The 14,774-nt window shown below is 60.1% G+C and carries 12 protein-coding genes; 6 read left to right on the forward strand and 6 right to left on the reverse strand.

What is annotated here, in order from left to right; genetic code table 11:
* Genes EDF61_RS03280 through EDF61_RS03305 form a run of 6 tightly spaced genes read left to right on the forward strand, consistent with a single transcriptional unit; the run spans position 1 to position 6,196 of the window.
* Entirely contained in the window at positions 1–1,296 is a 1,296-nt protein-coding gene (locus EDF61_RS03280; protein ID WP_105658473.1) for a sulfate adenylyltransferase subunit 1, read from the forward strand.
* Complete coding sequence (locus EDF61_RS03285; RefSeq protein ID WP_133833255.1) at positions 1,283–2,380, forward strand: ABC transporter substrate-binding protein; 1,098 nt, start codon at positions 1,283–1,285, stop codon at positions 2,378–2,380. Before EDF61_RS03280 ends, EDF61_RS03285 begins: the two co-directional genes overlap by 14 nt.
* The gene (locus EDF61_RS03290) at positions 2,380–3,123 is read left to right on the forward strand and encodes an ABC transporter ATP-binding protein (RefSeq protein ID WP_105658475.1); all 744 of its coding nucleotides are present in this window, start codon (positions 2,380–2,382) and stop codon (positions 3,121–3,123) included. Before EDF61_RS03285 ends, EDF61_RS03290 begins: the two co-directional genes overlap by 1 nt.
* Entirely contained in the window at positions 3,095–3,952 is an 858-nt protein-coding gene (locus EDF61_RS03295; RefSeq protein WP_105658476.1) for an ABC transporter permease, read from the forward strand. Before EDF61_RS03290 ends, EDF61_RS03295 begins: the two co-directional genes overlap by 29 nt.
* Positions 3,945–4,724, forward strand: coding sequence for a uroporphyrinogen-III C-methyltransferase (cobA, locus tag EDF61_RS03300; protein ID WP_105658477.1), 780 nt, complete (start codon positions 3,945–3,947; stop codon positions 4,722–4,724). Before EDF61_RS03295 ends, cobA begins: the two co-directional genes overlap by 8 nt.
* Positions 4,725–4,741: 17 nt before the next feature.
* Positions 4,742–6,196 carry an FAD-dependent oxidoreductase gene (locus EDF61_RS03305; protein ID WP_105658478.1) on the forward strand — a complete coding sequence of 485 codons (1,455 nt, stop codon included), beginning with the start codon at positions 4,742–4,744 and terminating at the stop codon, positions 6,194–6,196.
* Between the two features lie 90 nt (positions 6,197–6,286).
* On the opposite strand, the gene EDF61_RS03310 is transcribed toward EDF61_RS03305, so the two are convergent.
* From EDF61_RS03310 to helR, 6 genes are all read right to left on the reverse strand, one after another.
* Entirely contained in the window at positions 6,287–7,525 is a 1,239-nt protein-coding gene (locus tag EDF61_RS03310) for an exonuclease domain-containing protein (RefSeq protein WP_133833256.1), read from the reverse strand.
* A gap of 176 nt (positions 7,526–7,701) precedes the next feature.
* Entirely contained in the window at positions 7,702–8,145 is a 444-nt protein-coding gene (locus EDF61_RS03315; protein ID WP_166650690.1) for a DUF2871 domain-containing protein, read from the reverse strand.
* A complete protein-coding gene (locus EDF61_RS03320; RefSeq protein ID WP_133833257.1) occupies positions 8,138–10,240 on the reverse strand; it encodes an MMPL family transporter in 2,103 nt (700 codons plus the stop codon). The genes EDF61_RS03315 and EDF61_RS03320 overlap by 8 nt, the downstream gene beginning before the upstream one ends.
* A 112-nt stretch (positions 10,241–10,352) precedes the next feature.
* Positions 10,353–10,970, reverse strand: a complete 618-nt coding sequence (locus EDF61_RS03325; RefSeq protein ID WP_133833258.1) for a response regulator — start codon at positions 10,968–10,970, stop codon at positions 10,353–10,355.
* The gene (locus EDF61_RS03330; RefSeq protein ID WP_133833259.1) at positions 10,967–12,214 is read right to left on the reverse strand and encodes a sensor histidine kinase; all 1,248 of its coding nucleotides are present in this window, start codon (positions 12,212–12,214) and stop codon (positions 10,967–10,969) included. The genes EDF61_RS03325 and EDF61_RS03330 overlap by 4 nt, the downstream gene beginning before the upstream one ends.
* Positions 12,215–12,244: 30 nt before the next feature.
* Positions 12,245–14,404, reverse strand: a complete 2,160-nt coding sequence (helR, locus tag EDF61_RS03335; RefSeq protein WP_133833260.1) for an RNA polymerase recycling motor ATPase HelR — start codon at positions 14,402–14,404, stop codon at positions 12,245–12,247.
* Positions 14,405–14,774: the final 370 nt, after the last annotated feature.

Here is a 14,774-nt window from a genome sequence, read left to right on the forward strand (position 1 = left end):
ATGACCACCACACTATTGCGCATCGCTACCGCCGGTTCGGTCGACGACGGCAAGTCCACTCTCGTGGGCCGCCTGCTCCATGACGCCAAGGCCATCCTCGCCGACTCGCTCGATGACCTGGCCCGTACCAGCGCCGAACGCGGCTTCGGCGGCAGCGCCGGAACCCTGGACCTCGCGCTGGTCACCGACGGGTTGCGCGCCGAACGCGAGCAGGGCATCACCATCGACGTGGCCTACCGCTACTTCTCCACCGACAAGCGGTCCTTCATCTTGGCCGATTGCCCCGGACACGTGCAGTACACCCGCAACACCGTCACCGGCGCGTCGACCGCAGACGCGGCGATCGTGCTGGTTGACGCGAGGCACGGCGTGCTGGAGCAGACCCGGCGCCACCTTGGCGTGCTCGCCTTGCTGCGGGTTCCGCAACTGGTCATCGCCGTGAACAAGATGGACCTGATCGACTGGGACGAAGCGGCCTTCAGCCAGATCGAGGCCGAAGTACTCGCGCTCGCCGGAGAACTCGGCCTGAAGTCAACCACCGTCATCCCGGTCTCCGCGCTTCAGGGAGATAACATCGTCGATCCTTCGGCTTCCGCGCACTGGTATGCCGGCCCGACCTTGCTCGGGCTGCTCGAGGACATCGAGCCGCGGCTCGGCGGGGGCACTGCCCGTCTGGATGTCCAGTACGTGATCCGCCCGCAGGGCGCCTTGGCTCCAGGCCTGGACCCGGACGCGTACCGCGACTACCGCGGATATGCCGGAACTCTGGTTGACGGCAGCTTGGCCGTGGGGGAGTCCGTGCAGGTGCTCTCCAACGGCCAGCCGGTGAGCAGCCGGATCAAGGCCATCAGCACCCCTGCTGGTACCGCGCACCGCGCCCAGGCCGGCGAAGCCATCGTTGTCGAGCTGGAGACCGACTTGGATATTGCCCGCGGCGACACCATCGTCGCCGGCGAACTGCCAACCGCGCACAGGGAGTTCCAGGCGAACATCTGCGTATTGGATCCAGTGAAGCTCACTAGCGGCCAACGGCTGTTGATCAAGCACGGTACCAAGGTCGCCGCAGCCAAGCTGTCAACCATCGACTACGTCATCAACGTGGCCGACTATTCGCAGCAGCCCGCCCACTCCTTGGAGCTCAACGACCTGGGCCGGATCACCTTGCGCAGCCAGGCAGCGTTGGCCATCGAGCAGTACGCCACCTCGCGCACTGGCGGAAGCTTCCTGCTAATCGATCCAGCTACGGGGCGCACCCTTGCGGCGGGGATCATCGAGGAAAATAATGAAGCAGCCTGATGTTGGCCAGCCAACAGGAAACCAAGGGCGGGTCCGGCTGACGGCTCATGGGCAGAAGACCGGCTTCCGAGGACGCTTCCTCGGGCTGGCGGCGGTCGGAGCATTGAGCGCAGTTGCTGTGGCGACGACGTTTCTTCCGGGACCAAATGAAGTACCAGCGCAGGCGGCACATCACGGCCCGGCAGATGAGCTGAAGATTGGCTATTTCGCCAACCTCACCCATGCTCCGGCCTTGATCGCCCAGTCCGAAGGTCTTCTCCAAGATCACCTTGAAGAAGACGGTACCAGTGTCCAAAGCCAGATATTCAACGCGGGACCGGCAGCTGTAGAAGCCTTGAACTCGGGGGCCATCGACGCCGCATATCTGGGGCCAAACCCGGCGTTGAACAGCTACCTGTCCAGCGATGGCGAGTCGTTGAACGTGGTGTCCGGCGTCGCCTACGGCGGAGCCAGCCTGGTTGTCGACAAGAAGATCACTAAGCCCGAGGAACTGGCCGGCAGCAATCTGGCCAGCCCGCAATTCGGCGGAACCCAGGATGTTGCCTTGCGCAGCTACCTGAAGGGCCTGGGCTTGAAACAGGGCGCCACAGTGACCCCGAGCTCCAATGGAACCGTCGCACAGCTTTTCGGCCGCGGTGAAATTGACGGTGCTTGGCTTCCGGAGCCCTACGCTTCATTGCTAGTCGAGAAGAACGGGGGACACCGCTTGGTGAATGAAGCCGAGCTCTGGCCCGACGGCAAGTTCCCGACAACGGTTCTGGTGGTCTCCAAGGAATTCATGGCTAGCCATCCGCAAACCGTGCAGAAGCTGGTCGATGCAAATACCCAAGCCATCGATTGGCTCAATCATGCGGACGAAAAACAGAAGTTGGCGGCAGTGCAGAAAGCTTTGGTCGAAGCCAACGGAAGTTCCTTTGACGAATCAGTGATCGCTGAAGCCTTGAAGCAGGTGCACTTCAGCGAGGACCCCCTGCCTGAAACCTACCAGTCACTCGTGGACCACGCATTAGCCGTAGGAGTGGGGTCTGGCGGTAACGCAGACGGACTCGTGGATACGCGTTTTCTTGAACAGCAGGAGAAGTAATGGGAGTACGGCTGAATGAAGTTTCCCTGAGCTATCCAGGCACTGGCTTGGTCATAGATCGCCTCAGTGCAGAAATTGAAGACGGAGAGTTTATCGCTGTCTTGGGGGCCTCAGGCTGCGGCAAGTCGTCCTTGCTCAACATGATCGCTGGGCTACTGGCGCCAAGCTCCGGCTGGCTTGAAGTACCTGAAGACGGCGCGGCATTCATGTTCCAGGATGCCAACCTCCTGCCGTGGCTGACTGCCAGCGAGAACGTTGACCTGGCGCTCAAGCTCGCGGGGAAGCCAGCTCCGGAACGCCAGCAACGCGTGGAGAAACTGCTCAACCTCGTTCAGCTGGGGCATGCAAGCGGCAAGAAGCCGCATGAACTTTCTGGCGGCATGCGCCAACGCGTCGCTTTGGCCAGGGCTTTGGCTCAGGACCGCCAGGTTCTGTTGATGGATGAGCCATTTGCCGCCCTGGACGCCATCACGCGTGACATGCTCCATGAGCAGTTGCGGGCCTTGTGGAGGCAAACGGGCAAGACCATCATCTTCGTCACCCACAATGTGCGTGAGGCGATTCGCCTCTCCGGCCGCATTCTGGTGCTTTCTTCGCACCCCGGGCGCATCCTGGAGACTCGCCGGATCACCGGCGAACTCCGCAATAACCCGGCCGAGGCCGCCGCATTGGCCGATGAACTAACCACGATTCTCAGAAAGGAGCAGCGGAAACATGAGCTCACTGACAGAATCTCGAACTAGGTTCAAACCCGTGCGCGTTATCAAGCTACGCCCGAACAACCAGCTCGATTCATGGGTTGCCCCCTTGCTCACTGTGGTTGTGCTTCTGAGCCTGTGGCAAATTATTTCCTGGGCAAGCCCACTGCGCGAAGACCTTTTTCCCGGTCCACTGGCTGTCGCGGCTAAGCTTCCGCAACTGCTGGCAGATGGATCATTGGTTGCGGCCGTGGGCAATTCGTTGTTCCGCGCCGTGAGCGGATTTGCGATTGCCGTGATTATTTCCACCCCGCTGGCGTTGCTGCTGGCGCATCAGCCGCTGTTGCGCAAGGGGGTGGGGCCACTGGTATCGGCCATGCAGGTATTGCCCTCTATTGCGTGGGTTCCCGCAGCCATCATTCTTTTTGGCCTGAGCGATGCGACCATCTACACGGTTCTGCTGCTCGGCGCGATTCCATCCATCATCAATGGCCTGCTCGCCGGGATCGACATGATTCCAGCGCAGTACAAGTCCTTGTCGAAGGTGCTCGGTGCCTCCAAATGGGAGCATGTGCTGCACATTGAGCTGCCAGCTGCCATGCCAGGGTATGTAGCCGGACTGCGTCAGGGCTGGGCTTTCGCTTGGCGTTCGTTGATGGCTGCCGAATTGATTGCCGTGGGCGGTTCGCTGGCCCTAGGCGTCGGTTCACTGCTGCAACGGGGCCGCGATCTGGCAGACCTGCCATTGGTCATGCTGGTGATCTTGACCATCCTGCTGGTGGGTGTGCTGATCGAATTGGTATTTTTCGCTCCGATTGAACGCAAGCTGTTGCGCGATCGAGGAATGACCCGAACGGGAGAAAACAATGGCTAAAGGGCATATCACCCTGATTGGCGGTGGACCGGGGGATCCCGAGCTGATTACCATCGCCGGCTATAAGGCCCTGCTTGCCGCGGAAGTGGTTTTGGCCGACAAGCTGGGACCTACCGCGTTGCTGGCAGAACTTTCCGATGATGTGGTTGTCATCGATGTGGGCAAGTCACCAGGCTGCCACGTCAAAACCCAGGATGAAACCAATGAATTACTGGTCAAGTACGCTTCAGAAGGTAAGCGGGTAGTTCGCCTCAAAGGTGGCGACCCGTTTGTACTTGGACGCGGCGGCGAAGAACTGCTCCACGCCGCGAAATACGGGATCCCTACGCGTGTGATTCCCGGCATTACCAGTGCAGTCTCCGTGCCCATGGCCGCTGGCATTCCCGTCACGCACCGGGGAATTGCGGCCGGTTTTACCGTAGTCAGTGGACACAGCGAACTCGCGGACGTGCCGATCCGCTCTGATCACACCCTTGCGGTGCTGATGGGAGTATCGAATTTGCCACAAATTGTTGAGACATTGCTTACCCGTGGTTTACCGTCAAGTACACCGATTGCGATAGTTGAGCGAGGTTACTCACAGACGCAGCGCACAACTATCGGTACGCTAGAAGGGATAGTAAAGCGCGCCCGCAAGGCCGCAGTGGCGAATCCGGCCGTTATCGTTATTGGTGACGTCGTTCGGCTAGCCCCGGAAGCCTCCGACCAACTGGTAGACCTCCTGCCGCTAGAGAATGCCGATGCCACCGCGCCGGCCTCATTCGTTGACTAAGAAAGAGAAGTTGTTTGATGAGTGAAATTATCGTCCCTGAGCACCTCCATTCCCGGGCGCTGCGTGTTGCCATCGTTGGTGCCGGTCCGGCCGGCATCTACGCCGCTGACCTGCTCAACAAGAGCCAGCCGGTCGCATCGGGCGAACTGAAGCTGCACGTTGATCTCTTTGACGAGCTTCCTACGCCATTCGGTCTGATCCGTTACGGAGTTTCCCCGGATCACCCGCGTATCAAGGGCATCATCAACGCCCTGCACAAGGTGCTGGACAACGACTGGATCGACTTCTACGGCAACGTCGGCTTGGGCCGCGACATCTCGCTGGAAGACCTGCATACCCGTTACGACGCAGTGATCATCTCCACCGGCGCCCAGAAGGACGCTGACCTGAACATCCCAGGTGTCGATCTTGAAGGGTCCTTCGGCGGCGCCGACTTCGTGTCCTGGTATGACGCACACCCAGATGTTGACAAGAATTGGGACCTGTCCGCCAAGGAAGTTGCTGTCATCGGCAACGGCAACGTTGCCCTGGACGTGGCCCGCATCCTTTCCAAGCATGCTGACCAGCTGCTGGAAACCGAAATCCCTGAGCACATCTACGAGCAGCTGAATGACTCGGCCGTCACCGACGTGCATGTCTTCGGCCGCCGTGGCCCGGCCCAGGTGAAGTTCACCCCGCTGGAACTGCGCGAACTCTCGCACTCCAAGGACGTTGACATCGTCCTGTACCCAGAGGACTTCGAGTTCGACAAGGCTTCGGATGAAGCCATGAAGACCAATAACCAGACCAAGACCATGGTCTCCACCCTGACCAACTGGCTGATCGAGCAGGAAGAGCGTGAAGAAGCTCCAAGCGCCTCGCGCCGCCTGCACCTGCACTTCCTGCAGTCGCCAGTCGAGGTATTGGGCGAAGATGGCAAGGTCACCGGCTTGAAGGTGGAGCGCAACGAGCTCGACGGAAATGGCGGCGCACGCGGCACCGGCGAATTCGTCGAGTACCCGCTGCAGGCCATCTACCGTGCCGTCGGCTACTTCGGTTCGGCAGTCGACGACATTGAATACGACGGGGCCAAGGGCGTTTTGCCCAACGTGGAAGGCCGCGTGCTGAACGCGTCCGGCGCTCACGTTCCCGGCCTGTATGCCACTGGCTGGATCAAGCGTGGCCCGATTGGGCTGATTGGCCACACCAAGGGCGACGCCCTGGAGACCATTACCCACTTGCTTGAAGACCTCACTAAGCTGGCGCAGCCGGATTCTTCCCAGAAGATCTCGGAACTGCTCGAAAGCCGCGGCGTGAACTTCTCCAACTGGGATGGCTGGAAGAACTTGGACGCGCACGAGAAGGAACTGGGCGCCACAGCCGGCACCGTTTCGACTCGCTTCGGCGAGATCACTCGCGACCGCGTCAAGGTCGTAGAGCGCGAAGCGATGATGGAATTCTCTTCGGCAAAAAAATTGGTTGAGAGCCTGTAAGTTTCACCCCGGGCTCTAGCGACTATGGGCGATGTCCCCCGGCAAATCATTGCTGGGGGACATCGCCCATTGCTGTACCTGGCGCAGGTGTCAGCGGACTAGGGTGTTCCAGAGATAATCTTCGCCGACAACAGGGATGCAGTAGTCGCGTGCTTTCTTGGCTTTGCCGGAGAGCGAGTCAGGATCCGCGGCCACCAGCAAGGCTACTTTCTTGGTGATCGCGCGATGAGGGGTGAACCCTGCGGACGCAAGCTGAGCTTCAATCTCCGAACGCGGACGAGTCATATCGCCGGTGAGCACCACCATGGCGCCGAGATCGATCTGATGATTGCCCTGAGGCTCGCGGATGGGTTCATGATCTTCGGAAGCCACCGGCGCCACCTTGGCTACCTCGATTAGCTGCGGCGGAAGTCCTAGCAATCCGATGACTTTCGCCAGATCGGCTATTTCGTCTTCGGTCAGTACGCCATCGGACCAAGCCGTTGCGACAAGCTGTTGGAAGTACAGTTCGTGCAATCTCAGCGCTTGGTGCTTATCCAAACCAATTTCAGTGGCGGCCTGGAGCAGCTGGGCTTCTTCATGGGCTGATACGTAGCGGTCCATCAAAGCTAAATCCAGTACGGCCAAGTAGTTCTCCTCCGTAGCCGTGCCCGAAAATTCCGGCAACCGGGTCGCAAGCTTTTCCAGAAAATGCCCGGCAGATTCAGCTCTGTACTGGGACCGCTTAACTGGAACGACGCGCGAGCGCGGCGTTGAATCAAACCACCGCCCTGTCGAGGCTAAACGCAGTCGTCCGTCCCATTCTGGTTCATCGGGATCCAGTTCCATGTAGCGCGAAAGCAATGTCGCTGTGGCCGTCGCATCTCCCACTGCGCTGTGAGCCTGTTGCAACTCGATGCCAAAGGAATCGCAGCAGTCTTGAAGCGAGCGGCCTGCGCCTTGCAGGTAGCGGTGGGACATTCGCATGGTGCACATTCCTTGCGCCAGGAAGGTCTCGGGCACCGGCAGGCCGCACTTGCGGAATTCAGCCTCAAGGAATCTGGAATCGAAGGAAAGATTGTGTGCCACGAGCACTGTGCCCGATAGCCTCCAATGCAGTTCTTCTGCCAGATCCTTGAAGCTGGGCGCATCGAGCACGTCGCGGCTCTGGATGCCATGGATTGATTGCTTGCCAAGATCGCGTTGCGGGTTGATCAGTGTTTCCCACGAGTCGACAATCGTGCCCTGCCGATTCATGGTGACTATCGCAATTTCGGCGATGCGGTCGTTCCCTCCGGGGAACAGGCCGGTGGTTTCGGTATCCACGATGGAAAAGAATTCGTCGCTCATGACCGCTCCTGGGAGAAAGATTGTTAGTTCAATCTATAGCAGCAGCGGATCACTTTATCCTTAGCCAAGTGGCCAATCTTGGGGTCCTGGCAGTGGGGGCCAGAAGCGCGAGCGAACTGGGCCCAGACGATCTTCGTCTGGACCGAGTGTCAGTTCCGCTGTGGTACTTGGCTGGGCTAGCCGGCCATCTCGACCTTTTGGGTTGGCTTCTGGGCGCCGACACTGCGGCGCAGCATGATGAACAGCAAGATCATGCCTGCGGTGATCGACATGTGGCCAAGACCCGCGATGCCCGAGATCATCTTGGACGACTCAACGCCTAGTACGGTCATGATGCCGTGGGTGAGCTGCATGCCCGCGGTTAGGATCACGCCCGCGTTGTAGGTGCCCATGAACCACGCGAAGAGCTTGCGGTGCTGGCTCAGGCCGAAGGCCTTTTCCAGAAGGAGCACCAGCAGCAAGATGATGAAGCCCAGCACCAGCAGGTGGGTGTGGACTACGGAGAGCTGGGTCCACTGGCCTTCAGCGAAGCCGTTCATCTTGGTGAATTCACGGTAGAAAAGACCGGAAGCTACACCGAGGACCATGTAGGCGAAGGAGAAATTCACGAGCTTACGCATTGATTTTGTTTTCTTTCTGAACGGTTGGTTCTGCAGTTGCTTCTGCAGCGGAGGAAGTTGTGCCGAAGAGTGGATGCTTGCCTGAGCCCAGGACTGCGAACAGCGCCGGGAGCAGCAGGGTGCGAACGACGAAGGTGTCCAGCAGGACGCCGAGTCCTACGATCAGGCCGAGCTGGCCTAATACCGTGAGCGGCAGTGTTGCCAGTGCCGCGAAGACACCTGCTAGCACGAGCCCGGCACTGGTGATCACCGAACCGGTGCGGCTTGCGGCCAGTACCACTGCGTCGCCCAGCGCCAGCACCTGCGAGTCTTGGCGGACTCGCTGGGTCAAGAAGATGGTGTAATCCACGCCCAAGGCGACCAAGAAGACGAAGGCCAGCAGCGGCACCTGGACATCCAGAGCGTTGGCCTCGAAGACCACCGAGGAAACCAGGGAACCCAAGCCGACGGCGGCGCCCGCGCTGAGCAAATTCACCAGACCCAAGGCAAGTGCGGTTCGCCAGGAACGGGTCAGCCAGCCGAGCATCACGAAGCAGATGACCATGATCAGCGGGGCAATCACGAACAGGTCGCGCAGGTGCATCTGGTGCGAATCAAGCTGTTCGGCGCTCTGCCCGCCAATGAGCACCTGCCCGGTGCTGCCGGTTGCCGCAGCACCGCGCAGGTCCGCTACCAGGTCCTGTGCCATGGCCGAGCTGGGATCGACAGCCGAGATGACAGAGAACTGCTGCCATGGCGTGGTGCCGAGCTGGGAGGATTCGCCAACACGCTTGACGTTTTCGACTCCGGAGAATTCATCTCGCAGGACCTGGACATCGGTTCCCTGCGCCAACACGGTGATCGGCTGGGTTTCACCTGCGGGGAAGTGCTCAGCCAGGGTCTGCATGGCACTGGAAGACTCGGTGGCGGTACGGAACTGCTGGGTCTGGTCCAGGCCGATACGGGTGCCAGTCAACGCTCCAGCCAGCACCATGAGCAAGACCGCCAATGCTGCCAAGTTCAGACCCGGACGGGTCATCACAGCACGAGCAGCACGTCCGAAGAAGTTTTCCTTCTTGCTTTCCTGTCCCGGACGGGGGACCAGCGGCCAGAACGCCTTGCGCCCGGCAAAGGCCAGGATCGGTGGCAGCGCAAAGAGCACGAAGAACGCAGCGATCAGCAAGCCAGCGGCGCAGACGATGCCCAGCCCGCGGGTATCTTCCATGACGGCCAGTCCCAAGGTCAGCAGGGCCAGCACTACGGTGAGGTTGGAGGTCAGAATCGCTTCGAAGCTGGCCGCCCACGCCTTGGACAGCGCCTGGCGGTGGTCAGTATTCTTCTGCAGTTCATCGCGGTAACGGGAGATCAGCAGCAAGGCGTAGTTGGTGCCGGCGCCGAAGACCAGCACGCTGAGCACGCCGGAGTCGAAGTGCAGATTGAAGGCGTTGCCCAGCAGGTTCGCCACCAGGGAGGCGCTGCGATCGGCTATGGCAACAACGACCAGCGGGATCAGCCAGAGTACCGGCGAACGGTAGGTGAGGATCAGCAAGACTGCCACGATGCCCACCGTGACGGCCAGCAGGGTGAAGTCCGCCCCGGCGAACGCATTGGTGATATCTACTGCGAAGGCGGTAGAACCAGTGACCTGCACGGCCAGCCCCTGAATGGGATGGGCCTGGATCCAGTTGCGGATCTCATCCAGCTTCTGGCGGTCGGCCGTATCGGAGACCGTATCCCAGGTGAGCGGAACCATGGCTGCCTGCTGGTCTTCGCTGGCCATGGTGGGGCCGGCGGAAAGCTCCGCGTCGTGGGCTAGCGCCGCGGTCTGCTCATCAAGGGCAGCGGTGTCGGCATTGCTCAACGCATGGCCATCGGCGCGGTTGGCCACCAGCAAAGCCGAGCTCTGGGAATCGCTGGTGTTGGCATCCAGGAATTCGGCGACCTGTGCCGATTCGGAGCCTTCGACCAGGGAGCTGGCCGCACGCGTTGGGGCTTGGATGCTGCTCAGCGCACCAAAGAGAACGAGAACTATTGCAAAGATGCCGGCGGCCCAAATGCGGGCTCCGCGGCGGCTGGTCAGCGAATCGCCGATCCGGGGGATAACTGGAACTTTCATAGTTCCAGTTAACGAGATTTCGCAGGTCAGGCCATCGTGGAAAGGGGTGAATAAAACTTCAACCGAAAGGTTGAGATGCACCCCGGCGTGTCACCGGGATTCTGTTGATCAGCTACAGCAGTCCGTGGTCTTTGGCCTTGTTGATCGCGTCGGTACGCGTAGTTGCTTGGAGCTTGTCGAAAATGTGGACCAGGTGGGTTTTGACCGTCGCCTCCGAGACGAACAGGGCCTTGGCGATCTGCTTGTTGCCGGCACCGGTAGACAGTTGGACCAATACGTCCTTTTCGCGCTTGGTGAGCTCGATTTTGGGACGGCGCATGCCCTCGACAACGCGCTGGGTCATCTCCGGGGCCAGGACCATGTGCCCGGCGGAGGCTTGGCGGATGGATTCGACGATGGTCTGGGCACTGACATCCTTGAGCAGGTAGCCGGCAGCTCCAGCTTCGATGCATGCGAGCAGCTCTGAGTCCTTGTCGAAGGTTGTCAGGATCAGCACATAAGGCGGTTTGGCCAGTTGGCGGATCGCCGCGGTGGTTTGTGCACCGTTCATCCCGGCACCCAAGCGCAAGTCGCAGAGCACCACATCGACGGTGTTGGCCTTGACGAATTCCACCGCTTCCTCGCCGCTGGATTCTTCGCCAATGACAACGATGTCGTCGTAGTTCTCGAACAGCGCGCGCAGGCCGGTCCGCACGATGGGGTGGTCGTCGACCAGCAGGATCCGGATCATGAGTTGTACTTTGCTAAGCGAAGCGGAAGGTGGGCGCACAGGGCGGTGCCTTCACCGGGTGAGCTCTCGACATCCAAACCGCCGCCGAGTTCGCGCAGGCGCTGGTTCATTGCGGTCAGGCCGAAGCCACCGGTGTGCGTACTGGTTTGCACGCGACCAGTATTGGGAACGAAGCCGATGCCGTCATCGACAATATCCAAACGTACCTCGTCGCCGCTGGACCCCAGGCTGAGCGCCACCGTGGAGGCCTGGGCATGGCGCAGCACGTTGGACAGGGCGGATTGGGTGGTGCGCAGCAGCGCGATCTGCACATTCGGATCCAAAGTGGGCAGCCCCGGTTCGATATCCAATCGGGTCTCCAACTTCGAATCGGCCTTGAAATTCTCCAAGACGCGGCCCAAGGCTCCGGCGAGCGCCTGGGAATCGAGTTCTGCCGGAGCCAGGGCGGCGATGATGCGACGCAAATCGGTCAGCGCCTGCCCGGAAAGCTCATCGATGCGGCTCAGGGCCGCCGAGGCAGACTCTGGGTCTTTGGAGGCTTCTGCCGCCTTGGCATGCAATCCGATGGAGGAGAGCTGCTGGGCCACGGTGTCGTGGATTTCGCGGGCCAAGCGGGTGCGTTCGGTGGCGATGCCAGCCTCATGCTGGGAGCGGGCCAATTCTCCTTGCAGGTCTGCCATTTCCTGCTGGGCTCGCACCAGGGAATTCACCAAGGATGTGCGCACTTCGGCATCGCGTTCCATCTGAAGGTAGCCCCGGGAGATGCCCCAGGCGAATAGCCCGCCGACCAAGGGGCCGGCAATGGCGGCAATGCTGAGCTCGGCATTGTGCAGGTAGGGAGCGAGCAAAGTAAAGGCGTAGACGACCACTGACCACAATATTGAGGGAAGAAATGGCAGCTGGTGGCCCAGGAGAAGCCAAAGGCTGAAGGCCAACCACATGAATTCAGCGGAAACGAAGAGGCTTGCAATCCAGATCCCTAGCAGCAGCGCCAACCACCACGCGGGCTTGGCGAAGACTCCTTTCTTGGCACGGGAAACGAAGCCGAGGCTGTACCAAGTGGCGAAGAGTACCGAGACGAGGATCGCGGGCAGGACATTTCCTTGCGCTGAAATCTGTCGCAGCAACGCGATGGCAAGCAGGATTGCCGTCACCAGGTGCTGCCCCCAGCGCAGCACCACTGGCGAGGCCAACGAGTGCTGCTGATTCTGGGTGTCCAACCACTGCGGCTCGGAAGTACTCATGAATGCCAGCCTACTAAAGGCTGCTGCCGGTTATTGATCGGCAAGTATTACCAGTTGAGCTGTCGCTCTGGTCATGGCCACGTATCTGCGCACGGCTCCGCTTAATCCGGTGCCGAAGGAGCGTGGCTGGCAGACGAGCACCAGATCGAATTCCAGGCCCTTGGCGTTCTCTGGCGAAAGAAAGCGGACCCTGCCAGAGTCGTGGAAGCCAGAGGCCCCGATAACTGCCGCCGTGCCCTCGGCATTTTCGCCTAGCCAATCATCGAGTATTAATTCCAGTTCGGTCAGGCGGGCATAACGCACCGGTGCACCATCCGTGCGCAATGATCGCGGCACGTTCGCCTCGGGCATCTGTGCCTGGATCTGTTCTGCGGCTGCTTCCATGATCTGTGCCGTGCTGCGGTAGTTGACCCGCAAGCGGGATACGGAGATGCCGCGAATGCCAATCCTGGCCAAACGCTGTTCCCATGTCGTGTTGAAGCCGTGAACGGCCTGGGCCCTATCGCCCACAATCGTCAGGCTCCCTGATGGGCAACGGCGTTGGATCATTGCCCATTGCGCATCGGTCAGGTCCTGGGCTTCATCGATGATGACATGCGAAAAGGGTCCGTCGTAATTGAGCGAGGCCAAATTGTTCTCCGGAGCTCCGGCGAGAAGCTGCTCCTGGAGATCGTGGTGGATGAGCTGGGATGCCAGATCCTCGCTGTCGTCAACCGAGTCCATCAGATCATCAACGACGTTTTTCCATCGAGTACGCTCGGCGTGCACTCTGAACTGTTCATCACGACGTTTCGCTTCGCTGTGCGGGTCGCCAATGAGAAAGCGCGCAAGGTCAATCAGCGGAATATCCGACGTGGTCCATCGGCCAGAAGCCGAACTTGCCAGTAGCTTTTCGATCTCTTCGTTGCCAAGGTCTCTGCCGCTGTAGCGGAGCAGCTCCGGGGTTGAATAGAGCGCCCGCAGCAGCTTGCATGGATCCAGGACAGGCCAGTGCTCATCGAGCAACCCATTCAGTGCTGGATTTCTCTCCCACTCCGAGCGCGGCAGTGGCTTCGTGTCTTCGCCAATGAGGGCTTGGGGGAGCAATTGATCAATGAGGGCATCACGCAATTCGATGCGTGCTTCATTGTGCGGCGTTGCTTCGCCAATCATGGTGACCGCAGTGCGCCACAGCTGCGTTGTCAGAGTGGCTTGAGCTTCCCCAAAGTCGATTTGAAGGTCAGCCGAGGGGGGCTCTTCAAAGACCTGCACGGCCCTCTTGACTGCATCCAGCATTGCCAGGCTGGATTTAATGCAGTGGACTCCGTGATCCGGTTCCGAGGGCAAATCATCGCCAATCGAAACTATGTTCGAAAGTGTTGAAATGAGCACCTCGTCCTCGCCGAGATTCGGAAGAATGTCAGCGACATAGGAGCTATAGGCCTCGTGCGGGCTTACCACCAAAACCTTGCCACCCTGGCGTTGAAGCCGTGGGTCCGCATGCAGCAAATAGGCGGCTCGATGCAGGGCGACCACCGTCTTGCCGGTACCCGGCCCTCCGTCAACTACCAGCGCGCCTTGCGAGCTTCTCCGGATGATCGCGTCCTGGTCCGACTGGATGGTTGCGAGCACGTCCTGCATTTTTGGTGAACGCTTGCTGCCAAGGGAAGCGAGAAATGAAGAGTGGTCATCCAGGCGGGCATGGGAAGCCAGCTGGGAGGAATCAAACACTTCATCCCAATAGTCGCAGATGCGTTGCCGGCGCCAACGGTAGCGGCGTCTCATGGCCAACCCATGGTCCTTCTCATGGGTAGCGGCGAAGAATGGTTCTGCTGCAGGGGCTCGCCAATCAAGCAGCAGCTGCTTGCCCTGGTCGTCGCTCAAGCCGCTGCGGCCAATGTAGAGGCGCTCGCCGGTCCCGGCTATTTCCATGAAGCCCAAGCAGGCGTAGGGACCCATGCGGTCCAGCTGGCGCAGCCGCTGGGCTAATTCGCTGAGTTCAACATCGCGTTCAAGGGATTGCTGCAGCACGCCGGCCTGGTCTTGTCCTCGTCGGGCGATGCGCTCCAAAATTTCGGATCGAAGCTGCCCAACCCGGTTGGCAATTTCGCAGAGCCGTTGCTGGTCCTCGCCAATCTCGGCCGAGTTCTCCGGTACTGGACTGTGTTCGATGGCATCGAAATAGCTGGTGTTTGCGATTTTGGCAGGCACGCGGGCTCCTTGGTCTAGCTAGTTCTCGTGGGGAAGATATTGATTATGGACCCTCTGCGGGGCCTTGCGGCAAGGCCCCCTGGGCGCGCTATCCTGAAAATGCAGGGAATGGCGTTTTCGGTTTTCCAGCTGCGTACTGTGAGCCTGCGCTCACTTGCATTTCGAAGGCTGCCGGGAATTTTCAGCTGGGGCATCACGCGGTAGGATATAAGGACTGCGACTTTGATCCGGCTATCACCGGTGAGTCTTCGGAAGAACCGCGAACATCATGAACGCCAAGTAGAACCGAACGGGACCAGCCCGTCACAGCTGAAGATAAGCGATTCCCCATCATTGCGGCGGGGGATAAGCGGGGTGGTACCGCGGCATT

It is taken from the genome of Arthrobacter sp. JUb115 (assembly GCF_004365035.1).
In the GTDB taxonomy this organism is placed as follows: domain Bacteria; phylum Actinomycetota; class Actinomycetes; order Actinomycetales; family Micrococcaceae; genus Glutamicibacter.